Genomic DNA, 21830 nt, shown 5'->3' on the forward strand with positions numbered 1-21830 from the left:
TCTCCTGCTCCGCTGCCGGGGACCGTCGTGTCGTCGGGGTGCTCATCGGGCACCCTCCGTGCCGTTGAGGCCGGCGTCGAGCCACTGCGCCGGGTCCAGGCCGGCGGGGACCTGACCGACCGAGGACACCTCGTCGTAGGTGGCCTGCCAGCGCTGCGGGGCGATGCCGGTCGGGCCCTGGCCCGCCGCGTAGCCGTCGACATAGGAGGCGAGCGCGGCGCGGGCGACCTCGGGCCGGTCCAGCGCCGAGACCTGGTACTTCGAGCCGATGAGCTGCATCGTCTCGGCGAACCCGTTCGCCTCGTCGGCGGTGATGAACGCCGTGGCGTCGGCGATCGCCGCGAGGTAGCGGCGCAGTTTGTCCTGCTCCTGCGGGTCGGTGGCGGTGGCCTTCGAGGTGGCGTAGATCTGCGACCCGGCGGAGATGGCGTCGTTGGGGTCGTAGACGACGGCCTCGGGCCGGGTCGCCTGCAGCAGCATCGCGGTGTCGAGCGAGACGATGAACGCATCGACGCGGCCGGTGTTCACCAGGTCGAACACGCCGGGGCTGAGCCCGACGACCTGGCGGCGCAGCTCGGCGGGGGCGATCCCGGCCGACCCGGCGACGAGGTCGAGGGTGATCGAGCTGGTGCCGCCCTCCGACGGCGTCCCGACCAGCTTGCCGCGCAGCTGCGCGGCGTCGGTGACCGGCGCCCGCTGCGAGGAGACCAGACGCAGCGGCCCGTTGTGCACCACGCCGCCGATCGCGACCAGCGGTGCGCCGCGCTCGCCCGCGGCGACCATCGTCTCGATGTCGCCGATCCGGGAGATCTCCGCGGACCCGGCGAGCAGGGTCTGGATGGCCGGCGCCGAGCCCTGGGTGGCCTCGAAGGTCACGTCCAGACCGTGGGCGGCGAAGTAGCCCTTGGTGTCGGCGATCATCTCGGCGGCGTAGCCGAGCGACTCCATCGGCAGGATGTTGAGGAAGATGATCCGGTCGCGGCCGTCCTCACCGCCGCCCGCGCCGCATCCGGCGAGTGCGAGGCAGGCGGCGAGCAGGACCGCGGCGAGCCGGGTCGTCGTGCGGGTCATCGGGGGACCTCCGGTGCGGGCTGGATCGACGCGAGGGACGGCGCGGGTGGGGCGACGGTGTCCGTGCCGCGGTGCCACGCGGTGCCGTTGCCGCGGTACCACGCGGTGGCGTTGCCGTGGCGGACCGCGGCCCGGGCGGCGGGGTCGAGGGCGGCGAGGAGACGGGCCACCCCGTCGCCGTGGCGGTGCGGGTGGTCACCCGCGTAGAGCAGGAGCCCGGCGGCGCCGAGGACGTCCAGGGCGTCGTGCAGCTCGCCGGGGTCGCGCGGCAGGTGGACCGGCGCGGTGGTGAACCGGACCTGCTCGCGGACGTACTCCGACGGCATCCGGTCCACCCACGGCACCTCGCGGCGGATGCCGCGCCACTCCTTGTCCAGGCGCCACAGCAGCGGCGGCAGCCAGGACGAGCCGCACTCGGCGACGGTCACCCGCAGCCCCGGCAGCGCGCCGAGGGCGCCCTCGGCGACCAGCGACACCAGCTGGGACTGGGCGACCTGCCCGTGGGACAGGTAGTCCTGCAGGTAGGTGTGGGTGAACCCGGTCGTGGTCGGGGCGCTGCCGACCCGGCCCCAGGCGTGCAGGGTGACGACCAGCCCGGCCGCGGCGGCCGCGGCGAGGACCGGCCGGAACACCGGGTGCCCCCAGCGCAGGTCGTGCCCGCGCACCGGGAGCAGCACCTGCACGAAGCGCGGGTCGTCCGCCCAGTGCTCGATCTCGGCGACGGCCGCGGCCGGGTCGCCGAGCGGCACCGCGACCGAGCCGCGGGCGCGGGGCTCGTGGTCGAGGAACCGCTGCGCGGTCCAGGTGTTCACCGCCCGGCACAGGGCGGCCTCGAAGGCGTGGTTGCGGCTGACGTCGAACGCTGTGGTGCAGGTCAGGACCGCCGTACCGACCCGGCCGCCCCCGGGTGCGGGGGCGTCGAGGACCGCGGCACGCAGGGCCGTGACGTCGTGCGGGGCGGGCCCGTCGACCATCGCGGGCGGGTAGGCGCCGGCCTGGACGGGGTCGGCGCGCAGGGCGGCGCCCGCCGCGTAGTCGCGCCAGTACGGGCTGAGCAGTTCCGCGAGGTCGGCGAACGACGCCGGCGCGACGTGGGTGTCGGCGTCGAAGAACTCCTCGGGCGGGTCGGCGCTCATGCCTCGCTCCCGGGCAGGGTCAGGCCGTAGAGGCGGGCGGCGTTGGCGGCCGCCATCGGCCGCCGCAGCGCCGCGGGCAGCACCCGCAGCGCCGTGATCGGGTCGTCGAAGTCCCAGTGCGGGTAGTCGGAGGAGAACAGGATCCGATCGGTCATCCCGGTCTGCTCCCAGGTCGTCGCCAGGTGTGCGGGCACCGGCGGCTCGTCGATCGGCTGGGTGGTGAACCACACCCGCTCGCGCACGATCTCCGACGGCGGGCGGGTCAGCCACGGGACGTCGTCGCGGCACAGCGCCCAGGCGTCGTCGAGCCCCCAGAGCAGCGACGGGAGCCAGGACACCCCGCCCTCGACGAGCACGAACTGCAGGTCCGGGACCGCCTCGAGGACGCCGCCGGCGACCAGCCCGGTCAGCGCGACGGCGACGGCGTTGCCGTACCAGGCGTGCTGCTCCAGGTAGAACGACGGCCAACCGTCGCCGCGGTGGCCCTCGGTGCCGCCGAGGTGGATCGCCACCGGCAGCCCGTGCGCGGCGGCCGCGGTGTAGATCGGCCGGTACTTGGCGTCCGACCACGGCAGGAACGTGCCGCTGGGGAACAGGACCTGCACGAACCGTGGGTCCGCGGCGCGGCGCTCGATCTCGGCGACGGCCTCCGCCGGCGACTCGTGCGGGATGCAGATGCTGGCCCGCAGCCGCGGCTCGGGGTCGAGCCAGTCGGTGACCAGCACGTCGTTGTACGCGCGGCACAGTGCAGCCGCGAACGCGGGCTCCTCGGCGCCCGCGGTGTGGCCCTGCATCGGGATGAGCACCCCGGCGACGACGTCGTAGGGGTCGAGCAGCTGGCTGCGCGTCAGGTCCAGGTCACTGCCCGGGGGCCGGACGGCGCTGCCGGGCGGGCCGGCCTCGGGGTGGGAGTCGCGGCGCATGCCGCCGTGCCGGACCCGGGGGTAGACCGCGGGCGGCGGCGCGCCGCGCAGCCCGAAGCGCAGGAACCGGCGCCGCCAGGGCTCGGGCAGCGCGGCCGCGAGCCGGTCGGCGGTGACGACCGGGTGGATGTCGGCGTCGACGATCGGGGTCCGGGCGCGACGCCGGGCGGGGGCCCGGCCGGTGACGGGTGCGGTGCTGGTCATGACGCCTCCTCGGTGGTGGGACGGCGGCCGGTGTCGACGACCACCCAGCGGTCCTCGACGGTCACCTCGAAGGTCTCGGCGGTGTACGGGCCGGGTGTCATGCCCGGCGGGCCCGGCTCGACCGACGCCGGGAGGCTGCGGGCGGGCGCGTCGCCGGGCTGGTACGAGAGGCCGGTGCGCACGTCGTACTCCCAGCCGTGCCAGGGGCAGGCGACGAGGACGTGGCCCTCGTCGAGCCGCACGTCCGAGGGGCCGGTCGCCACCGGGGCCCCGGCGACGGAGCCGCGGCACAGCGGGCCGCCCTGGTGCGGGCAGTGGTCGGCGAGGGCGTAGTAGTCGTCGCCGACCCGGAAGACGCCGATGGAGCGGGTGCCGACCCGCACCACGCGGTGCTCGCCGGGGGCGAGCTCATCGGCGGGCAGCACGGCGAGCCTCACGTCCCCTCCCCCGCCCTGGCCAGCAGCTCGACGGTGCCCGCGGTGGCGTCGAGCCGGATGCGGTCGCCGGTGCGCAGGACCTGCACCGGGTCGGCGTCGAGGTCGGCCAGCGCGGGGACCCGGGTGACGACGGCGCCGAGCGCGGCCTTCGTCGTGGTGACCGTGAAGACCATCCCGAGCGGGGCGGTGCCGAGCAGCCGGGTGCTCTGGAAGAACGCCGACCAGCCCGAGGACCCCTTGGCGCCGGGGAACACGAGGATCTTCCCGGTGAAGCAGACGCCCTGCAGGGCGTGCCGGGCCTCGACGATCGTGCCGGTCGCCGGGTCGATGCCGCCCCAGCCGGAGATCGTCTCGGGCGACACCAGCGCCTCGCCGGTGACCACGCCGGGCACCACGGTCCGTCCGCTCAGGACGGTCCCGACCGTCGCGGTCATCGCAGCTCACCCGACCAGCGGCCGGTGACCGCGGCCCGCACGCAGTCCTCGGTGGTGCCGAACCACGCCTCGATCCCGAGGATCGCGGGCAGGTAGTGGGCCTGCTTGGCGGAGTCGGTGGCGAACACCCGGGTCCCGGGCGGGGCCAGGCGGGACATCGCCGGGCAGGAGTCGGTGAGGACCTTCGCGCCGGCGGCCTCGATGGTGGCCGTGTAGCCGCTGCGCTCGGCCACCGCGGCCAGCGCCCGCGGCGCCATGATCCACAGCGAGGTGCCGTCGTGCAGCCTGCGACCGTCGAGGAGCCGGGCGACGTCGCGGATCTGGTCGAGCGAGGCGTGCGGGCACCCGAGCAGGACGAAGTCGACGCCTGCGCTGGTGCCCTGGTCGTTGAGCCGGGCGTAGGTGGCGGCCCGCTCGGCGGCGCCGTAGACGACCGCGTCGGCCGGGACGGCGCCGCCGCCGCCGAACGCGGCCTCGACGGTCGGGGCCTCGGGGGTGACGCCGGGGACGTGGTACATCTCGACCCCGCCCGAGGACGCGGCCGCGGCGCCGAAGTGCTTCAGGTCGGTGAGGTCGGGCAGCGCGAGGTCCCCGGTGACGACGGGGCGGGCCTCCTGCACGACGTCACCGGTGAAGTAGCCGAGCAGGCCCCAGTCGAGGAACCCGCCGACCGGGGTGTCGACCCGGACCAGGTGGGTGCCGCGCCGGTGTTCGTCGTGGTGGTTGCCCCAGCACGGGACGCGCCCGGTGAGGCTCGCCGCGCCGGTCGACGCGGTGCCCTCGCAGTTGGTGCGGGCGCCGAGCACCGAGTTGGCGTAGACGACCGCGGAGGACTCCATCCAGGCGCAGTGCTCGCCGCGGACCGGGAGGTTCCCGACCTGGTACGGCGTGCAGGTGGCGAGGATGGAGACGCCGCGACGACCGTAGAAGGTCTCGGCGTCGGCCTGCAGTTCGACGAACTGGGCCGGGTAGGGCGCGACGGCGGCCGCGTCGGCGCCGAAGCCCTGCTGGAGCTGGCAGGTGGGCACCGCCATCGGCGGGATCTCGTGGGTCTCGTCGCTGTCGAGGTTGATCACCGAGAAGGCGCGGTCCCAGCCGCCCTCGGCGACCAGGCGGGCCTTGAGCGGGGAGGGCTGGGTGGCGGTCCCGGCCACGTTGCGGACCGAGCAGAGCCGCTCGGCGTCCAGTGCCTCGGCGTAGCGGGTGAGCAGGTCCATCGCGGCGGCGACGGCGGGCCCCTCGGCCCCGTCGAGCATCCTGCGGTCGTCGTCGGTGAGTATCACGGGGCGCCTCCGGGCATCGTTGCCTGTCTCCTCGTGGTGGTGGCGGTGGGACGGGTCAGTCCTCGACGTTCTCCCGGATCCGGTCGGTCAGGGCGTCGGCGGGCACGTCGTGCAGGCTGCCCTGCGGTCCGGCGAGGTCCAGGGCGTGCGCGGCGGCGTGGCCCATCGCCGCGCACGGCCCCATGACGCGCACACTCGACAGCGCCGCGGCGTCCCCGTCGATGCAACGGCCCGCGGCGACCAGGTTCGACGCGGCGGGCGGCAGCATCGAGCGCAGCGGCACGTAGTGCAGGTGGTCGGCGTCGAAGGTCTCCCAGACGTAGCCGTCGGGGCTGTCGTGCAGCTCGATCGGCCAGGCGGTGCGGGCGACGGCGTCGTCGAAGCGGACCCCGGCGCGCACCTCCTCGACGGTGAGCTGGTGGGCGGCGGCGATCCAGCGGGTCTGGCGGCGGCCGGGCAGCCCGTAGGAGCGCACCGTGGCCTTGCCGAACACCTCGGGGAACTCCGCGCGCAGGAACTCGACGACCCGGTCGGCCTGGGCCTTGCCCTCCAGCTGGGCCTCGGCGGCGGCGATCGGGTCCAGCGGCGCCTCGATGTGGGTCATGTTGAGCACCGCGGTGTCGCGGCCGGGGAAGTAGAAGGCGAGGCCGTCGCGACGGAGCAGGCCGTACTGGTCGGCCTTGGCCGCGACCCGGGCGGCGAGCTCGCCGGGCTCCGGCGCGGCACTGGTGTCCAGGTGCTCGACGACGAGCTGCTGGCTGCCGTAGATCTCCCGGTCGGGCAGGCGGCACTCCAGGCCCGCGGCCCAGGCGAGCGCGGCGTCGCCGCTGGCGTCGACGAACCCGGCCGCGGTGACGTCGACGGCGCCGTAGCGGGTGGCGAAGCGGGCGCCGAGGACACGGTCGCCGTCACGCTCGACGCCGGTGAGGGTGGCGTTGGTGAGGACCCGGATGCCGTGGGCACGGACGGTGTCCTCGACCCAGCGGCCGAGGCGCACCTCGTCGTAGCCGACGGTGAGGGTGTGGCCGGTACGGCGGAACAGGTCGCCGCCGGCCTCGAGGTCGGGGAACAGGGAGTCGAACAGGCCGTGGGTCAGCTGCCGGAACTCGGGGCCGTTGCCGTAGACCCCGCAGAACAGCCCGATCAGCGAGTTGACCATCTGCCCGCCGAGGACGGGGGCGGCGTCGACGAGGACGACGTCGCGGCCGAGGCGGGCGGACTCGACGGCGGCGGAGAGCCCGGCGATGCCGGAGCCGACGACGCAGACGTCGGCGGTCACCGCGTGCTCGGCCGGGTCGCCGGCGCGCAGTGGGGCGTCCCGGATCACGGCGTGGACCGGCAGGGGCGTCAGCGGGTGAGGCATGGCTCACACACTAGGAACGGCGCGCGCCGCCCCGGAAATAGAACGTTCGCCTGCCGGACCATCGACCGGACGAATAGTCGCAGCTCTACAGGGTGGCCGACAGCTCGACGATGAGCTCACGGAGCCACCGGTGGGCCGGGTCCGGGTCGAGGTCGGTGTGCCACCAGAGGCGCTCGCGGATCGGTCCGGGATCGCCCGGGCAGGGCAGCACGACCAGCCCGAGGCGGTCGGCGACCTGGCGGGCGAGCCGCTCCTGCAGCAGCGCGACGCGGTCGGTCCCGGCGACCAGGTAGGGCACCGACAGGTAGCTCTCCACCCGCACCTTGATGTCGGGTTCGACGCCGAGCCGGGCGAGCTGGCGGGTCATCGGCGCGGCCGCCGACATGCCGCGGTCCGGGGCGAACGGCACCACCCAGGGCATCGCGGCGAGCTCGTCGAGGTCCAGGGTCGGGTCCGGCCCGGCGGCCACCGGGTTGTCGGCGTCGACGACGCAGACCCAGCGGTCGTCGAACAGGGCGGTGGAGCGCAGCTCGGGCCGTTCGAAGCGGGCGGCGGGCGGGGCGATGAGGCCGTCGATGAGCCGTATCGTCTCGCCGATGTCGGCGGAGAACGACTCGCGGACCAACCGCAGCCGCAGCTCGATGCCGGGGGCGCGCCGGGCCGCCGCCGCGGACAGCGCGGGCCCGAGCACGGCGACGGTGTAGTCGGCGACGAGCAGGGTGAACCCGCGCCGGGCGCTCGACGGGTCGAAGCCGTGGCCGGTGCCGAACAACCGCTCGGCGGCCGAGCAGACGCCCTCGACCTGCTCGACGAGCTGGGCGGCGAGCGGGGTGAGGACGTAGCCGCCGGGGTGGCGGGACAGCAGGTCGTCGTCGAAGTGGCGGCGCAGCCGGGACAGGGCCGCACTGGCGGCGGGCTGGGAGATGCCGATGCGGGCGGCGGCGCGCGTGACATTGCGTTCGCGCAGCAGCTCGCGCAGGGAGACGAGCAGGTTGAGGTCGAGGTTGGCCAGCCGGACCGTCGGCGGGGTCGTCACGGCGCCGCAGGCTAGCCGCTCACCCCGTCCGGAGCACCCATCCGGTCACCGTGCCGTCCGCCCTGCCGCTCACCCCGGCGGAACGCGCTCGGGGTGACGCCGCGGACCCGGGTGAAGGCCGCGCTGAAGCCGAACGGGTCGGCGTACCCGACCCGGCGCGCGATCCCGGCCAGCGTCGCGCCGGGCTCGGCGAGGAGCAGGTCCGCCGCCAGGGTCATCCGCCAGCCGGTGAGGTAGGTCAGCGGCGGCTCGCCCACCCGGTCGCTGAACCGCTTGGCCAGCGTCGCCCGGGACACACCGGTGGCGGCGGCGAGCCCGGCGACGGTCCAGGCCGCCGCGGGGTCGGCGTGCAGCAGCCGCAGCGCCCGCCCGACCACCGGGTCGTGCTGGGCCGTCCACCACCGCGGACGACGTCCGTCGGGCCGGTCGAACCACTCGCGGAGGGTGCAGACCAGCAGCCAGTCCAGGAGCCGGTCGAGCACCACCTGCCGGCCGGGGGCGTCGACGGCGACCTCGGCGGCGACATGGTCGAGCACCGTGTCCCCGCTGCCCCCGGCACCGACCCGCAGCACCGGCGGGAGCGCGTCGAGCAGCCGGGCGCCGACCTCGCCCCCGGCCGGGGAGGCCCCGGTGATCAGGGTGCTCGCGTCGCTGCCCGGGGCCGGCGCCGGGTCGTGCCAGCCGAGCCGGTGGCGGGTGCCGCCCTGCTCGGGCGTCGCGCAGTCCACGCCGCAGACGATCGGCCCGGCCGGGGTGCCGACCTCGTCGACCACGTGGAAACCGGCCGGGCCGCGCACGACGGCGGTCTCCCCCGCGGCCAGCCGCACCGGGTCGGCACCGGGGACGAGGATCCACCCCGCGCCGGTGAGCATCGCGCACAGGGTCAGCGGTGCGCCGTCGACGAAGTGCAGCGACCACGGCGGGGTCAGGGTGGTGCTGCCGAACAGCGAGCCGTGCGACCGCAGCCCGCGGACGAGGTCACCGAAGGGGTCCACCGCACCGAGATTAGACGACCGGACAGGAGTTCCGGCGTCTCACCCATGTCGTCGTCCGCACCGGGGTGGTGTCGTGGACCCATGCCCAGCACCGACAGCCGCACCGCACTCACCGACGACGACCGCGTCTTCCTCGCCCGCCCGCTGCACGGCTTCCTGAGCGTCGCGGGCGGCCCGGTCCCGCCGCAGCCCCGCCCGGTCTGGTTCGAGGCGACCGACGACGGCACCGTGCAGCTGTTCACCGGGCCGGAGTCGCTGCACATCCGCCGCAGGCGCAGGGACCCGCGGGCCTCGCTCGTCGTCGCCGCGCCGGTCGGGGAACGCGAGCGCTGGGTCGCGGTCGACGGCTCCACGACCGTCGAGACGGACGGGGCACACGCGCTGGCGCAGCGGCTGGCGCAGCGCTACTGGGACCTCGACGACCCCGCACGCGCCGCGGACCTCGCGGCGATCCTCGCCGAGGACCAGGTGCGGCTGGTGATCCACCCCGAGCGGGTGCGGCGGCTGATGTTCTGACCCCGGCCCGACCCCGCCGCTCCGGGCGCGCGGCTCAGGGGGTGCGGCGACCCGACCACGCGGGCTCGACGGCCGCCCAGTCCTCCTCCCAGGCACGGGCGAACGCGCGCCCGTTCCAGGCGAAGACCAGCCGCCCGGCGACCCATACCACGGCGGCCCACACCACGGCGGTGATGAACCCGGCCGCGACGGCGACCGTGACGGCGTCGGCGGGGGTCGACGGCGGCGGCGCCAGCCGGCCGTCGGTGCCGACCCAGGCCGGCACCCGGTCGCCGACGTCGTAGACGCCGGGCAGCGTGCTGCCGCCGGAGTGCGGCTGCCCGTCGGGGCCGGTCCAGCTCAGCGTGAGCGACTGCTGGCCGGTCTGCAGGTCACCCACCGCGCTCGCCCGCGCGGTGACCGTCGCCGCGACCGGCACGCGCTGGCGGGCCTCGACCGCGCCCCGTTCCAGGACCGACCCGTGGGCCGCGGCACCGGCGAGCCACGCCACGACCAGCCCGCAGGCGGCGAGCAGCCCGAGCAGCACGGCGAGCAGGTCCTCGCGACGGGACGCCCGACGACGGAGCCGGTCAGCGGGTCCCGGCTCGGAGCCCGGCCGGTCGGCTGCGCGCATCGTTCCTCCTGGGGTCGGTCACGACGGGTCCTCCCCACCACCGCGGGTGAGGGGGCGGTCACCGAGGACTACCCCCGTTATCGCCCCGTGACATCCCTGCGGGACGGAGATCACGCCCTCGGACGCCGTGCGGTCCCCTCCCGTACCCGGGCGGTCGGCCGCGCAGCGATCCGCCGCCGGGCCCGCCCTCCACCCGTTCGCCGTGCACCGCAGCCCACTCGCCGCCACGGGGCTCGCCCGGGCAACCGCGGCACCCGGACGGGCGTCTGCCCCGATGTCACCCGGGTGGGTGATCTGTGACGTGGAGGTGGGCATGTCCCGGACCGAGCGGCTCCGTCGCCGTCGTGGCGTTCTGGTGACCGGGCTCGTGCTCGTGGCCGGGGTGGGGCTGGGTGGCACCGCGATCGCCACCGCCGACCCGGAGCAGAGCCGGGTCGCGAAGCAGGCGCACGCCGAGCCCGCCGCCCCCGGGACACCGTGCGCGGCGTCGGTGCGGGCGTGCGTGGACCTCGAGACGCGGTAGGCGTGGCTGGTCCGCGATGGGAAGGTCACCGGCGGACCGTTCCGGGTCACCACGGGGGGCGAGGGGAAGGCCACCCCCGTCGGGCACTCGTTCCGGGTGTACCGCAAGGAGGCCGACCACCGCAGCGGCGAGTTCCCCGGCCCGGACGGCCGCCCGGCGCGGATGCCGTGGTCGGTGTTCTTCGCCGACGGTGGGATCGCCTTCCACGGCGGCGACCTCAGCCGCGAGTCGGCGGGGTGCGTCAAGCTCGGCGCCCGCGACGCGAAGCGGTTCTTCGACACCCTGCAGGTCGGGGACAAGGTGCAGGTCGTGAACGGGTCGGTGGAGCGCAGGCACCGCGCGGAGGCCCACGGCCGCGTCTGAGCTGCACCGACCCGGTCCGCGGGTCAGCCCGGGAGGACGATCCTGGTGCCCTCGGGCGCCCGGTAGGCGTCGACGACCCGGTTCAGCTCGGTCTGGTAGTAGAGGGTCTGCAGGCCGAACACGAAGCACAGCAGCAGCCCGACGACCGGGCTGCAGGTGACGGGCAGGCCCGCGGAGCGCTGGCTGTCGGCGATCCGCTGCCCCGTGTTGTAGAACGACACGAGCGGCGCCACGACCGTCCAGCCCAGGAACAGCAGCACCAGCAGCGGCCCGGCGACGGGCACCTGGCGGCGCGGGTCGAACTCCGCCATCTCGCGGTGGATCCTGTAGTACCAGACGAGCCCGTAGATGCCGAGGGTGATCAGCGGCAGGCCGAGCCACACCGCGACCGGATTGCGGCGCTTCATCGCCAGCCCGACCGGGGCGTGCGGCGGCGCCGCGAGCTCGCCGGGGCGCCACGGGGCCAGCCCCGTGCCAGGGCCGCTGTACGGAACGGGGGCCGGGTACGGCTGCGGTCCTGGAGCAACGCGGCCGGTCGGGGCGCCGTACCCGACGTCACCGGAGGGCGGGGGTCCGACCGGCTGCGGGCCGGCGGGGTGGAGCCGGCGCGGGTCCGACGGGTGCTGCGGGTAGGTCATCGGCGGGGTCCGATCTGCGCGGAGGAGCGACGCGGGCGACCCCGCGTCCGTCCACCGCGACCTCGCCGTCCGTGGCGCCGCCGTTAGCCCCGTCCGGCGCAGACCCCGACGGCCCGGTGACGACCCGGAGATCGTCCGGGAGGTCACCGGGCCGCCCGGTGGTCGTCCTGACCCGCTCGTGAGCGGTGTCGCTACAGGTCAGCTCGTGCTGGCCGCCCGCCGCGGCAGCACCCAGTTCGGGCGCGGGAAGTGGCAGGTGTAGCCGTAGGGGAACTTCTGCAGGTAGTCCTGGTGCTCCGGCTCGGCCTCCCAGAAGTCACCGGCCGGCTCCACGTCGGTGCTCGCGCGGCCCGGCCAGAGCCCGGACGCGTCGACGTCGGCGATGGTGTCGAGGGCGACCGCCTTCTGCTCCTCGCTCGTGTAGAAGATCGCGGAGCGGTAGCTGCGGCCGATGTCGTTGCCCTGCCGGTCCTTCGTCGACGGGTCGTGGATCTGGAAGAAGAACTCCAGGATCTCGCGGTAGGAGATCCGCTCCGGGTCGAAGACGATCTCGACGGCCTCGGCGTGGTCGCCGTGGCGCCGGTAGGTCGCGTTCGGGGTGTTCGGGTCGCCGGAGTAGCCGACCCGGGTGGACACGACGCCCGGGCGCTCGCGGAGCAGCTCCTGGACACCCCAGAAGCACCCACCGGCGAGGATCGCGGTCTCGGTCATCAGGCTTGAACCTCCCTGTGTCGGGTCTCGACGGCTACAACGGTGCGGGCACCGCCGATGTTCCGTCGCGCACGACGGGTGTCCCGGTCTCGCGCCGGCCCCGCCGATGACCGATGCTCACACACATGGGAGCGGGCACGGGTGAACTGACCACCGAGGAACAGGCCGTCGTGGAGACGGTGCGCGACTTCGTCGACCGGGACGTCCGCCCGGTGGTGCGGGAACTGGAGCACGCGAACACCTATCCCGAGAAGCTCATCGAGCAGATGAAGCAGCTCGGGATCTTCGGGCTCGCCGTCCCCGAGCCGTGGGGCGAGGCCCCGGTGTCGATGCCCTGCTACGCCCTGGTCACCGCCGAGCTGGCCCGTGGCTGGATGAGCCTGGCCGGCGCGATGGGCGGGCACACCGTCGTCGCGAAACTGCTGGTCGCCTTCGGCACCCGCGAGCAGCAGGACCGCTACCTGCCGCGGATGGCGACCGGTGAGCTGCGCGCGACGATGGCCCTGACCGAGCCCGGCGGCGGCTCGGACCTGCAGGCGATGACGACCCACGCCCGTCGCACCGACGACGGCTGGGTGGTGAACGGGGCCAAGACGTGGATCACCAACTCGCGGCGCTCGGGGCTGATCGCGCTGCTGTGCAAGACCGACCCGGCGGCCGAGCCGCGCCACCGCGGCATCTCGGTGCTGCTCGTCGAGCACGGACCGGGCCTGACCGTGTCCAAGGACCTGCCCAAGCTCGGCTACAAGGGCGTCGAGTCCTGCGAGCTGGTGTTCACCGACATGGCCGTCCCCGCCGACGCGGTGCTCGGCGGCGAGCCCGGACACGGCTTCGCCCAGATGATGAAGGGCCTGGAGACCGGCCGGATCCAGGTCGCCGCGCGCGCACTCGGCGTCGCCGACGCCGCCCTCGCCGACTCCCTGGCCTACGCCCAGGAACGCGAGTCGTTCGGCAAGCCGATCTGGCAGCACCAGTCGGTCGGCAACCACCTCGCCGACATGGCCACGAAGATCACCGCCGCACGGAGCCTGATCCTGCACGCCGCCCGGAGGTACGAGTCCGGACAGCGGTGCGACATGGAGGCGGGCATGGCGAAGCTGTTCGCCTCCGAGACCGCGATGGAGGTCGCCCTCGACGCGGTGCGTATCCACGGCGGCTACGGCTACTCGACCGAGTTCGACGTCGAGCGGTACTTCCGCGACGCCCCACTGATGATCGTCGGGGAGGGCACCAACGAGATCCAGCGCAACGTGATCGCCGCCCAGCTCGTCAAGCGCGGGGGCCTGGAACGCTGGTGAGCCCTCAGCCCACGCACAGTCGGCACACATCGGGGCCTGCCATGATCGCCACGCACGGGACCGACGGCGGGGAGGGGACGGCGTGGCGGCCGGGATCGTGGAGGCGGCGGCCGACGAGGGGCTGAGTGCGGCGCAGGTCGCCGCGGCGCGCCGGGCGGGCCGGACGAACGCGCCGGTCACCGCGGGGACGCGCGGCTACGGGCGGATCCTGCGTACCAACGTCTTCTCCTCCTACAACACGATCCTGTTCGCGATCGGCCTGGTCCTGCTGGTGCTGGGCCGCTACGGCGACGCCCTGACCAGCGTCGGGCTCGGCCTGGTCAACGCCGTCGTCGGGGCGGTGCAGGAGATGCGGGCCAAGCGGAAGCTGGACCGGCTGCAGCTGCTCGACGCCGCGGAGGTCACCGTCGTGCGGGACGGTTCCGAGCAGCGGGTGCCGGCCGCCGACGTCGTCGCCGGGGACGTGCTGGTGGTGCGGGCGGGCGAGCAGGTCGTCGTCGACGGGCCGGTGCTGACCGGGCGGGCCGAGGCCGACGAGTCGCTGCTCACCGGCGAGTCCGACCCGGTCGTCAGGACCCCCGGCGACCTGCTGCGCTCGGGCAGCCACTGCGTCGCCGGCACCGCCCGCCAGCGCGCGACCGCCGTCGGCGCCGACAGCTACGCCGGCCGGCTGACGCTGCAGGCCCGCGCGGACACCACCGAGGCGACACCGCTGCAGCGGCGCATCGACTTCGTCGTCCGGCTGACCATGGTGCTGGTCGTGCTGATGAGCGGCGCGATCCTGGCCCAGGCGTTCCTGGAGGGGTTCTCGCTGCTGCGGGTCGTGCAGATCACCGCGGTGCTGTCCGGGCTGGTCCCCTACGGCCTGTTCTTCCTGATCGCCGTCGCCTACACCCGCGGCGCGGCCCGGCTGGCCGGGCGCGGCGCGCTGGTGCAGCAGGTCAACGCGGTGGAGGCGGTCACCCACGTCGACGTCGTCTGCACCGACAAGACCGGCACCCTGACCACCGGCGCGCTGCGCATGGACGGGCTCGACCCGCTCGACGGGACCGACCCGGGGCCGGTGCTCGCGCGGTTCGCGGCGACGGTGGCCGACCCGAACCTCACCTCCGCCGCGCTCGCCACGGCGCTGCCCGGCACGCCGTGGGAGCTGCGCGACGAGGTCGCGTTCACCTCGTCGCTGCGCTGGTCCGGGCAGGTCACCACCGGCGGGGAGGCGTTCGTGCTCGGCGCCCCGGACGCGCTCGCACCGCACCTGGACGACCCGGACGCCGTCGCCGACCGGGTGGAGGCGCGCACCGCAGCCGGGCTGCGGGTGCTGCTGCTGGCCCGGGCCGCGCGGGCGGGCGCCGCGCTGCGCGACGGCGACGGTCGCCCCGCCCTGCCCGCCCTGGACCCGGTGGCGCTGGTGGTGCTGTCCGACGAGCTGCGCCCCGGCGTCGCCGACGCCCTGGAGCGGTTCGCCGCGGACGGGGTCGCAGTGAAGGTGCTCTCGGGCGACGACCCGCGCACCGTCGCCGCGCTCGCGGCGAAGGCCGGGCTCGACGTGGGTGAGGCGGTCGCCGGGTCCGAGGTCGAGGAGCTCGACGACTCCGCCGGGGGCCGGGCCGCGCTCGACGCGCTCGTCGCCCGGACCACGGTGTTCGGGCGGGTCACCCCGGAGCAGAAGGAGCGGGTCGTCGCGAGCCTGCGCCGGGGTGGCGCGCACGTCGCGATGCTCGGTGACGGGGTGAACGACGCGCGTGCCCTCAAACGGGCCCACGTCGGCGTCGCGATGCGCAGCGGCTCGGCGGTGACCCGCGACGTCGCCGACATCGTGCTCGTCGACGACTCGTTCGACGCGCTGCTGCCGGCGCGCACCGAGGGCCGCCGGATCATCGACGGCATCGCCGTGTCGATGTACGTGTTCCTCACCCGGGTCGCCACCCAGGGCCTGGTGATCATGGCCGTGACCATGCTCGGGCTCGGGTTCCCCTACTCCCCCACCCAGGTCGGGCTGACGCTGCTGACCGTCGGCGTGCCCACGCTGTTCCTGACGCTGTGGGCGACGCCGTCCGAGCCGGACCCGGACCTGCTGAGCAACCTCGCCCGCTTCGTGGTGCCGGCATCCGTGGTGACCGCGGGCGCGGGGACGGTCGTCTACACGGTGCTCTACCAGGGCATCCTCCAGGGCTTCACCAGCGGACGGACCCCGGCGCAGGTGATCGAGCAGTTCCAGAGCTACACCGGGCTGACCTACGGCACCGACGCCGACTTCGCCGGTGCGGCCGCGACGCTCGGCGCGCAGACCGGGCTGTCGACGTTCGTGGGGCCGGCGTCGTTCGTGCTGATCCTGTTCCTGCTGCCGCCGCACCGGTTCCTCGCGGCGTGGACGGCACCGGTGTCCGACCGTCGCCCGGCCTGGCTGGTGCTGGGCCTGACCGTGGTGTTCGCGGGCGTGGTCGGGACCCCGGCGCTGTCGTCGTACTTCGGGCTCACCGGCGCGGCGCGGCCGGTGTTCCTGGTGGTGCTGCCGGTCCTGGTCTGCTGGTTCGCCCTGATGTGGGTGGTGCTGCGGTTCCGGCTGATGGACCGGATGCTGGGGACCCACCGGCTGCCCGGGCGGGTCGGTCAGCCGCCGTCCTGACGGGCGGAGTCCGGCGGGGCGGGCACGGCGTCGCCCCCGACGGTCTCGCTGTCGTCCCCGGTTGCCGTGTCGGTCCCGGTCCCGGTCTTTGTGTCGGTGCCGGTAGCGGCGGAGGCCGGGGCCGCGCCGTCGACGGCGGTGACCGGGGTGCCCGCGGCGACGTCGTCCACACCGGAGAACCGGCGGTCCCGCAGGTCGATCTGCTCACCGAGGTAGCGCAGCAGCACCGCGACGACGGCCGCGACCGGCACCGCGAGGAACGCACCGGCGATCCCGGCGAGCGACCCGCCCGCCGTCACCGCCAGCAGCACGACGGCACCGTGCAGCTTGAGGCTCTGTCCCTGCAGGAAGGGCTGCAGCACGTTGCCCTCGATCTGTTGCACCGCCACGACCAGCACCGCCACCGCGACCGCGGTGCCGAAGCCCTGCGTGACCAGCGCGATGAGCACGGCCAGCGAGCCCGCGACGACCGCACCGACGATCGGGATGAACCCGCCGACGAAGGTCAGCACGGCGAGCGGCAGCGCCAGCGGGATGCCCAGCAGCACCAGGCCGATGCCGATGAACACGGCGTCGATGAGGCTCACCAGCGCCTGGACGCGGATGAAGCCGCCGAGCACGTCCCACATCCGGCGCAGCACCTCGGCGATGTGCCCGCCCGCGCTGCGACCGGTGATCGAGGTCAGCCACGGCAGGAACCGGGGCCCGTCCTTGACGAAGAAGAACGTCAGCACCAGCGCCAGCACCAGCGAGATCAGCCCGGACGCCAGGGTGGACACCCCGGTCAGGACGCCGCCGGCGATGGCGGTCGCGCTCTGCTGCAACTGCTGGGTGACCTGGTTGACGATGTCACCGATCTGACCGTCGCCGAGGTTCAGCGGTGGCCCGGTCACCCACTGCTGGATCTGCCCGAGCGCCGCGATCACCCCGGAGGTGATCTGCTGGGTCTGCCCGGCGATCGACGGCGCGATGCTCACGAACAGCCCGGTCACCGCGGCGATGCCGACGAGCAGCACGATCGCGGAGGCCGCCGCGGCCGGCACCCGCCACCTGATGAGCAGCGCCGCGGGCGGACGCAGGACGGTGGCCAGCAGGATCGCGAGCACGACGGGCCAGACGACGACCCACAGCATGCCGATGACGTAGCCGACGATCACCAGTCCGACGGCGATCAGCGCGACCCGCAGGCTCCACGCCGCCAGCCAGGTGAGCCCGTTGCCGATGACGGTGCCGCGGCTGGCGGCCGGGGCCGTCGGCGACGGGCTCAGCAGCCCGCCCCCCGCCGGGTCCCGCCGCGCCCCACGGTTCTCGGCGCGCGCGGCCGGTTGCGACCCCGAATCCATGACCCACTCCGTTCGTACCGTCGACCTGCGGCGGGAACCCTAGCCGCGCAGGAGTCCCGGTGCCCGCCGCAACGCCCACGCCACACCCCGGAGGGCGCTCAGAGGTCGTCGGCGAGATGGCGGAACCCGGCGGGCCGGTCGCGGTGCAGTGTCCACAGGGTCCCGGCGAGTACGGCGGGGTCCTTGCGGGGGTGCCCGGGCTCGATCGCGCCGGGGACGATCAGCTGGGCGACGTGCACGCCGTCGCCGGCCAGCTCGTCGTGCAGCATCGCCGCGAAGGCGCCGAGCCCGGCGAAGGCGATGGAGGTGCCCGCCACCCGCGACGACGGCCGGGCCCCGCTGCCGCCGTTGACGAACAGCACCGTGCCGCGGCCCAGCGCGCGCATCCCGGGCAGCACCTGGTGCACGGCCGCGACCGGCCCGTACACCGACATCTCGACCGGCCCGACGAGGTCGGCCGGGGTGGTCTCGAGCAGCGGCCGCAGGAAGTCCTTCTGCGGTGCGGGGCTGTACTGCAGCACCTCGACCGGGCCGACGGTCTCCGCGACCCGTTCCAGCGTCGCGGCGAGGGCGGCGGGGTCGCGGGCGTCGGCGGTGAAGGGGTGCGCGGCGACGCCGTCGTCGGCCAGCTCGGCGGCCAGCGCCTCGGCACGGTCGCGGCGCCGTCCGATCAGGGCGACCTCGAACCCCTCGCGCCCGAAGCGCCGGGCCGCCGCCGCACCGAGTCCCGGTCCGGCACCGACGATCGCGATGGTGGTCATGGCGTGATCATGCGGGTCGTGGCGCGGAGGCGCACGGTCCGCGGTGCCCGCGGGGTCAGCCGCCCGACAGCAGGGTGAGCCGGTCCGCGACGGCGCCCAGCTGCGTGCTCATCCCGTTGAGCTCCTGGGCGGCGTCGCCGAGCAGCCCGGGGTCGCCGAGGGAGGCGCCCGCGATGCAGTGCCGGGCCGCGTCGGCGCCCGCGGCGAGCCCGTCACGCCAGTACACCTGGGCGACGGCGTCCGGGATCGCCGGGTACGCCTGCGCGGAGGCGACCTCGTCGCGCAGGTCGCGGCAGGCCTCGGCCAGCGCGACGGTCCCGCCGTCGGACCCGGCGCGCGCGATGTCGCGCAGGGCCTCGGTGATCGCGGTGACGTGCACCTGACCGCCCGCGGCGCGCCAGTCGCCGACCGCGGCCGTCGCGGTGGCGGCGTCGTCGATCCCGCGGCCCGCCGCACCCGCGGCGCCGACGACCACCGCGAACACGACGAGCATCCCGGCGATCCCGGCGGCCAGGCCCGCGCCGACCGCGAGCGGGCGACGGCGGCGCGGCAACAGCGTGGTCGGGAAGCCGGGCAGCCTCCCGTCGGCGCCGGGCCCGGCGGCGGGCTCGACGACGACCGGGGCCGGGGTGAACCAGGGTCGCTCCGGTGCCGGGGCGGGCGGCGCGGGGTGCGCGCCGTCGCGGGGTGCGGGGACGACCGCCCACCAGGGCGCGGTGCCGTGCTGGGGCGCGGTGGTCCGCGGTGCCGGGCGGGGCTGCGGGACGGCGATCCGGTGGGCGGGCACATCCTGCGGCGGTGCGGCGGCGCGGTGGCCGTCGACGTCCGGCCGGGTCACGGCCTCGTCCCGCGGGGCGCCCCGCTGCGCCGGGACGGCGATCGTGGGCGGGGTCTCACGCAGGGCGTGCCGCGGGCGGTACGACGTGCCGTCCATGACGTCCCCCTCTCCGGCGTGCGGGCGCCCCACGCAGTGCATCGCGCCGGCGCCGAGATCGTCACCGATTCCCCGGCAGTGTCACCAGAAATGGTGACCCGCGCATGCGCTGGGCGCCACCCACCGTTCACCCGACGCTCGTAGCATCACGCCCGTCATGGCCGATCCCGTCCGCCCGCTGCGCACCGGCGCGGCCGCCCCGTCCGCGCACGTCGCACCGGGCCGGACCACGGTGCCGCGCTACACCGGCCCGGCCGGCCGCGGCGACGCGCCGCACCTGGTCGTCGTCGCCGGGTCGGCGCCGGATCCCGACCTCGGGCCCGCCGACCGCCTGGTCCGGCTGCCCACCGGCGGGGACGCGGCGAGCCTGCTGGACCGGGAGCTCACGACGCTGGTCACCGGCACCCGGATCCTGGTCACCGGCCCCGAGACCGTCGTGCAGGCCGTGCGCGCCGCGGCGCTGCACCGGGGCGCCCTCGACGAGGAGCTCGTCCTGGTCCCGACCGACGTCGCCGACTCCACCCGGGACCGGACGGTGCACTGCGGACACTGCCACCACCGCGTCGTCGTGCACGCCGACGTCGGGGACGCCGTGGCCTGCCCCGGCTGCCGGCTCGTGCTGCACGTCGCCGGGCACCACTCGCGCCGGCTCGCGGCGTTCCTCGGCGCGCCCACCCCGCAGCGGGCGCCGTGACCCGGCCCGCCGTGCACCTGCGGGTCGCCGCGGTCACCGACGCCGCGCCCGGCGTCCGTTCCCTGGAGCTCGCCGCCGCACCGGGGACCGGGCCGCTGCCCGCGGCCCCGCCCGGCGGCCACATCGGCGTCGAGTGGGCGCCCGGCCGCTGGAACTCCTACTCGCTGACCGCGCCGTCCCCCGCACCCGACCGCTGGCACGTCTCGGTCGCGCGACGCCCGGACTCGCGCGGCGGCTCGGTGTGGGCGCACGGTCTCGCCCCGGGCGACGCGGTCGAGGCGACGACGCCGCGCAGCTCGTTCCCGCCGGTCGACACCGCACGCCACCACCTGCTCGTCGCGGGCGGGATCGGGGTGACCGCGGTCCTGTCCCACGCCCGCTGGCACGCGTTCTGGGGGAACCCGTTCACGGTGCTCACCGTCCACCGCCCCGGCCCCGCGCCCCACCGCGACGAGCTGCGCGCGCTCTGCGGGGGCCGGCTGGTCGAGGCCACCGGCCGCGTCGAGGCCCACGTCGCGCTGGAGCGGCTGCTGACCACGGCACCGTTCGGCAGCCACGTCCACACCTGCGGCCCGCCCGGTCTCATCGCCGCGGCCGCGCGGACCGCACGCGCCGCGCACTGGGTCGACGCCCGCGTCCACTCCGAGGCGTTCGTCCCCGAACCCGGTCCCGGTACCCCGTTCCGTGCGGTGCTGCGCCGCAGCGGTCGCACGGTCGAGGTCGGTGCCCACGAGACCCTGCTCGACGCCGTGCACCGCGCCGGGGTCGCCGCGCCCGCGATGTGCCGGCGCGGTGTCTGCGGCGAGTGCGTGACACCCGTCGTCGACGGTCGGGTGGAGCACCGCGACACGGTCCTGACCGCCGACGAGCGCGCCGACCGGATGGCGCTCTGCGTGTCCCGCGCCGCCGGGACGGCACTGGAGCTGGACCTGTGACCGGCGTCGACGACTACCCGTTCCCGCTGCCGCACCCGACCTACCGGATCAGCGCGAACGTCGAACCGGCCGGGGTGGAGCGCCGTACCGAGGCCGGCTGCTGGGGCGCGCGGATCGTGCACGACGGCCCGGACCGTCCCGCCGTCGCCGCCGAGCGCGCGTCGATCCTGGACCGTGAGCCCGCCCGGTTCGTCGCCGCGCCGCACGCCCGCGCCTCCTGCTGGGACGCCTGCCTGTACCTGCTCGGGCGCCTCGCCGCCGAGCAGCCCGGCACCTGCTCCCTGACCCGCACCCCCGGCCGGACCGGCGGAACGGGCGGTTGGCGGTTCCGTGACGCGGCCACCGGTACCGACCAGGAGTTCGTGTTCGGCGACGACGCCACCCTGCCCGAGCACCCGTTGCGCTGGGTGTCCCGGCTCGTCGCGGAGGACGTGGTGGTGCTCGGCGCCCGCGACGACGCGCTGTGGCTCGACGCCGGTGCCGTCGCGTTCGCCTCGGTCTGGTCGCTCGGGTTCGACGCCGGTATGAGCTTCCGGGAGCTGCACGGCCCGGTCCCCGGCAACGGTCCCGGCGGGGTGTTCGAGCGCGCCGAGCGCTTCCTGCTGCGGCTGCACCCCGGCGAGGCCTACCGCCGTCTGAACTGGGGGCTGCAGCCCGACGACCGCCGCGACCTGTCCCTCGACGCCGCCCCGCTGTGGCAGCCCGCACGGACCCGGCTCGACCTCACCGACCCCGGCCGGCAGATCCACCTGCGCACCGAGGTGCAGCACCTGGTGCGGCTGCCGCTGACCGGCGCGGTGCTGTTCCTGATCGGTGTCCGCCTGCTGCCGCTCGACGAGATCGCGCGGGTACCGGCCTGGCGCGAGCGCCTCGCGTCGGTCCTGGAGACGCTGCCGCCGGAGGTCGCGGGGTACAAGGAGCTGGAGCCGCTGGCCTCGATCGCCGCGGGATGGTTGCGCGCCGGGTCCTGACCGGCGGTGGCGGCCCCACAGC

Annotated in this window: 23 protein-coding genes; 8 read left to right on the plus strand and 15 right to left on the minus strand. The window is 75.5% G+C overall.

Translation table 11 applies throughout. The features are described from left to right. Positions 1-42 precede the first annotated feature (42 nt). From ATL51_RS05720 to ATL51_RS05760, 9 genes are all read right to left on the minus strand, one after another. Entirely contained in the window at positions 43-1071 is a 1029-nt protein-coding gene (locus ATL51_RS05720; protein WP_100877912.1) for an ABC transporter substrate-binding protein, read from the minus strand. Next, positions 1068-2207, minus strand: coding sequence for an amidohydrolase family protein (locus tag ATL51_RS05725; protein ID WP_100877913.1), 1140 nt, complete (start codon positions 2205-2207; stop codon positions 1068-1070). The genes ATL51_RS05720 and ATL51_RS05725 overlap by 4 nt, the downstream gene beginning before the upstream one ends. Further along, a complete protein-coding gene (locus tag ATL51_RS05730; protein WP_100877914.1) occupies positions 2204-3334 on the minus strand; it encodes an amidohydrolase family protein in 1131 nt (376 codons plus the stop codon). Before ATL51_RS05730 ends, ATL51_RS05725 begins: the two co-directional genes overlap by 4 nt. Further along, the gene (locus tag ATL51_RS05735; protein WP_062394627.1) at positions 3331-3771 is read right to left on the minus strand and encodes a Rieske (2Fe-2S) protein; all 441 of its coding nucleotides are present in this window, start codon (positions 3769-3771) and stop codon (positions 3331-3333) included. Before ATL51_RS05735 ends, ATL51_RS05730 begins: the two co-directional genes overlap by 4 nt. Next, positions 3768-4205 (minus strand): aconitase X swivel domain-containing protein, encoded by a 438-nt coding sequence (locus tag ATL51_RS05740; RefSeq protein ID WP_100877915.1) that lies wholly within the window; start codon positions 4203-4205, stop codon positions 3768-3770. Before ATL51_RS05740 ends, ATL51_RS05735 begins: the two co-directional genes overlap by 4 nt. After that, positions 4202-5488, minus strand: coding sequence for an aconitase X (locus tag ATL51_RS05745; RefSeq protein WP_100877916.1), 1287 nt, complete (start codon positions 5486-5488; stop codon positions 4202-4204). The genes ATL51_RS05740 and ATL51_RS05745 overlap by 4 nt, the downstream gene beginning before the upstream one ends. Before the next feature lie 55 nt (positions 5489-5543). Beyond that, the gene (locus tag ATL51_RS05750) at positions 5544-6851 is read right to left on the minus strand and encodes an FAD-dependent oxidoreductase (protein ID WP_100877917.1); all 1308 of its coding nucleotides are present in this window, start codon (positions 6849-6851) and stop codon (positions 5544-5546) included. A gap of 85 nt (positions 6852-6936) precedes the next feature. Continuing rightward, positions 6937-7887: a LysR family transcriptional regulator gene (locus tag ATL51_RS05755; RefSeq protein ID WP_073575065.1), complete on the minus strand. Its 951-nt coding sequence runs from the start codon at positions 7885-7887 to the stop codon at positions 6937-6939. A gap of 11 nt (positions 7888-7898) precedes the next feature. Beyond that, positions 7899-8882: an AraC family transcriptional regulator gene (locus ATL51_RS05760; protein WP_100877918.1), complete on the minus strand. Its 984-nt coding sequence runs from the start codon at positions 8880-8882 to the stop codon at positions 7899-7901. Between the two features lie 81 nt (positions 8883-8963). Here ATL51_RS05760 and ATL51_RS05765 point away from each other — a divergent pair, with 81 nt between their 5' ends. Beyond that, complete coding sequence (locus ATL51_RS05765) at positions 8964-9398, plus strand: pyridoxamine 5'-phosphate oxidase family protein (protein WP_100877919.1); 435 nt, start codon at positions 8964-8966, stop codon at positions 9396-9398. A 34-nt stretch (positions 9399-9432) separates the two neighbouring features. Here ATL51_RS05765 and ATL51_RS05770 read toward each other — a convergent pair whose 3' ends face one another. Beyond that, positions 9433-10011, minus strand: a complete 579-nt coding sequence (locus ATL51_RS05770) for an Rv1733c family protein (RefSeq protein WP_100877920.1) — start codon at positions 10009-10011, stop codon at positions 9433-9435. A gap of 313 nt (positions 10012-10324) precedes the next feature. Between ATL51_RS05770 and ATL51_RS29275 the strand changes: the two genes are divergently transcribed. Both ATL51_RS29275 and ATL51_RS29280 read left to right on the plus strand, forming a co-directional pair. Then, on the plus strand, positions 10325-10534 hold the full coding sequence (locus ATL51_RS29275) for a hypothetical protein (RefSeq protein ID WP_301548908.1): 210 nt from the start codon (positions 10325-10327) through the stop codon (positions 10532-10534). Between the two features lie 6 nt (positions 10535-10540). Next, a complete protein-coding gene (locus tag ATL51_RS29280; protein WP_301549236.1) occupies positions 10541-10897 on the plus strand; it encodes a L,D-transpeptidase in 357 nt (118 codons plus the stop codon). A gap of 23 nt (positions 10898-10920) precedes the next feature. Here the strand turns inward: ATL51_RS29280 and ATL51_RS29285 are convergent, their stop codons facing one another. Both ATL51_RS29285 and msrA read right to left on the minus strand, forming a co-directional pair. Continuing rightward, the gene (locus ATL51_RS29285; protein WP_301548909.1) at positions 10921-11535 is read right to left on the minus strand and encodes a DUF4234 domain-containing protein; all 615 of its coding nucleotides are present in this window, start codon (positions 11533-11535) and stop codon (positions 10921-10923) included. 198 nt (positions 11536-11733) lie between these two features. Beyond that, entirely contained in the window at positions 11734-12246 is a 513-nt protein-coding gene (msrA, locus tag ATL51_RS05790; RefSeq protein ID WP_073575069.1) for a peptide-methionine (S)-S-oxide reductase MsrA, read from the minus strand. Between the two features lie 125 nt (positions 12247-12371). Here msrA and ATL51_RS05795 point away from each other — a divergent pair, with 125 nt between their 5' ends. Together ATL51_RS05795 and ATL51_RS05800 are read left to right on the plus strand one after the other, a co-directional pair. Continuing rightward, complete coding sequence (locus tag ATL51_RS05795; protein WP_073575070.1) at positions 12372-13544, plus strand: acyl-CoA dehydrogenase family protein; 1173 nt, start codon at positions 12372-12374, stop codon at positions 13542-13544. A gap of 82 nt (positions 13545-13626) precedes the next feature. Continuing rightward, a complete protein-coding gene (locus ATL51_RS05800) occupies positions 13627-16170 on the plus strand; it encodes an HAD-IC family P-type ATPase (protein WP_301548910.1) in 2544 nt (847 codons plus the stop codon). Here the strand turns inward: ATL51_RS05800 and ATL51_RS05805 are convergent. The 3 genes from ATL51_RS05805 to ATL51_RS05815 all read right to left on the minus strand — a co-directional run bounded on the left by ATL51_RS05805 (position 16155) and on the right by ATL51_RS05815 (position 19208). Further along, complete coding sequence (locus tag ATL51_RS05805) at positions 16155-17513, minus strand: AI-2E family transporter (protein ID WP_100877921.1); 1359 nt, start codon at positions 17511-17513, stop codon at positions 16155-16157. The genes ATL51_RS05800 and ATL51_RS05805 overlap by 16 nt on opposite strands. A 98-nt stretch (positions 17514-17611) precedes the next feature. Beyond that, on the minus strand, positions 17612-18274 hold the full coding sequence (locus ATL51_RS05810) for an SDR family NAD(P)-dependent oxidoreductase (RefSeq protein ID WP_100877922.1): 663 nt from the start codon (positions 18272-18274) through the stop codon (positions 17612-17614). Between the two features lie 55 nt (positions 18275-18329). Next, positions 18330-19208, minus strand: a complete 879-nt coding sequence (locus tag ATL51_RS05815) for a hypothetical protein (RefSeq protein ID WP_157818233.1) — start codon at positions 19206-19208, stop codon at positions 18330-18332. Positions 19209-19365: 157 nt separating this feature from the next. Between ATL51_RS05815 and ATL51_RS05820 the strand changes: the two genes are divergently transcribed. Genes ATL51_RS05820 through ATL51_RS05830 form a run of 3 tightly spaced genes read left to right on the plus strand, consistent with a single transcriptional unit; the run spans position 19366 to position 21808 of the window. Beyond that, positions 19366-19902 (plus strand): dimethylamine monooxygenase subunit DmmA family protein, encoded by a 537-nt coding sequence (locus ATL51_RS05820; RefSeq protein ID WP_100877924.1) that lies wholly within the window; start codon positions 19366-19368, stop codon positions 19900-19902. Then, positions 19899-20837 carry a PDR/VanB family oxidoreductase gene (locus tag ATL51_RS05825; protein ID WP_301548911.1) on the plus strand — a complete coding sequence of 313 codons (939 nt, stop codon included), beginning with the start codon at positions 19899-19901 and terminating at the stop codon, positions 20835-20837. The genes ATL51_RS05820 and ATL51_RS05825 overlap by 4 nt, the downstream gene beginning before the upstream one ends. Further along, positions 20834-21808 (plus strand): heme-dependent oxidative N-demethylase subunit alpha family protein, encoded by a 975-nt coding sequence (locus tag ATL51_RS05830; RefSeq protein WP_100877925.1) that lies wholly within the window; start codon positions 20834-20836, stop codon positions 21806-21808. Before ATL51_RS05825 ends, ATL51_RS05830 begins: the two co-directional genes overlap by 4 nt. The last annotated feature ends 22 nt before the right edge of the window (positions 21809-21830 follow it).

It is taken from the genome of Pseudonocardia alni (assembly GCF_002813375.1).
GTDB classification, from domain to species: Bacteria; Actinomycetota; Actinomycetes; order Mycobacteriales; family Pseudonocardiaceae; genus Pseudonocardia; species Pseudonocardia alni.

Excerpts from the sequence above, each read along its gene's own strand:
- ATL51_RS05720 (WP_100877912.1), bottom strand. The coding sequence starts at position 1,071 with ATGACCCGCACGACGACCCGGCTCGCCGCGGTCCTGCTCGCCGCCTGC.
- ATL51_RS05725 (WP_100877913.1), bottom strand. The coding sequence starts at position 2,207 with ATGAGCGCCGACCCGCCCGAGGAGTTCTTCGACGCCGACACCCACGTC.
- ATL51_RS05730 (WP_100877914.1), bottom strand. The coding sequence starts at position 3,334 with ATGACCAGCACCGCACCCGTCACCGGCCGGGCCCCCGCCCGGCGTCGC.
- ATL51_RS05740 (WP_100877915.1), bottom strand. The coding sequence starts at position 4,205 with ATGACCGCGACGGTCGGGACCGTCCTGAGCGGACGGACCGTGGTGCCC.
- ATL51_RS05750 (WP_100877917.1), bottom strand. The coding sequence starts at position 6,851 with ATGCCTCACCCGCTGACGCCCCTGCCGGTCCACGCCGTGATCCGGGAC.
- ATL51_RS05765 (WP_100877919.1), top strand. The coding sequence starts at position 8,964 with ATGCCCAGCACCGACAGCCGCACCGCACTCACCGACGACGACCGCGTC.
- ATL51_RS05770 (WP_100877920.1), bottom strand. The coding sequence starts at position 10,011 with ATGCGCGCAGCCGACCGGCCGGGCTCCGAGCCGGGACCCGCTGACCGG.
- ATL51_RS29275 (WP_301548908.1), top strand. The coding sequence starts at position 10,325 with ATGTCCCGGACCGAGCGGCTCCGTCGCCGTCGTGGCGTTCTGGTGACC.
- ATL51_RS29285 (WP_301548909.1), bottom strand. The coding sequence starts at position 11,535 with ATGACCTACCCGCAGCACCCGTCGGACCCGCGCCGGCTCCACCCCGCC.
- msrA (WP_073575069.1), bottom strand. The coding sequence starts at position 12,246 with ATGACCGAGACCGCGATCCTCGCCGGTGGGTGCTTCTGGGGTGTCCAG.
- ATL51_RS05795 (WP_073575070.1), top strand. The coding sequence starts at position 12,372 with ATGGGAGCGGGCACGGGTGAACTGACCACCGAGGAACAGGCCGTCGTG.
- ATL51_RS05805 (WP_100877921.1), bottom strand. The coding sequence starts at position 17,513 with ATGGATTCGGGGTCGCAACCGGCCGCGCGCGCCGAGAACCGTGGGGCG.
- ATL51_RS05810 (WP_100877922.1), bottom strand. The coding sequence starts at position 18,274 with ATGACCACCATCGCGATCGTCGGTGCCGGACCGGGACTCGGTGCGGCG.
- ATL51_RS05815 (WP_157818233.1), bottom strand. The coding sequence starts at position 19,208 with ATGGACGGCACGTCGTACCGCCCGCGGCACGCCCTGCGTGAGACCCCG.
- ATL51_RS05820 (WP_100877924.1), top strand. The coding sequence starts at position 19,366 with ATGGCCGATCCCGTCCGCCCGCTGCGCACCGGCGCGGCCGCCCCGTCC.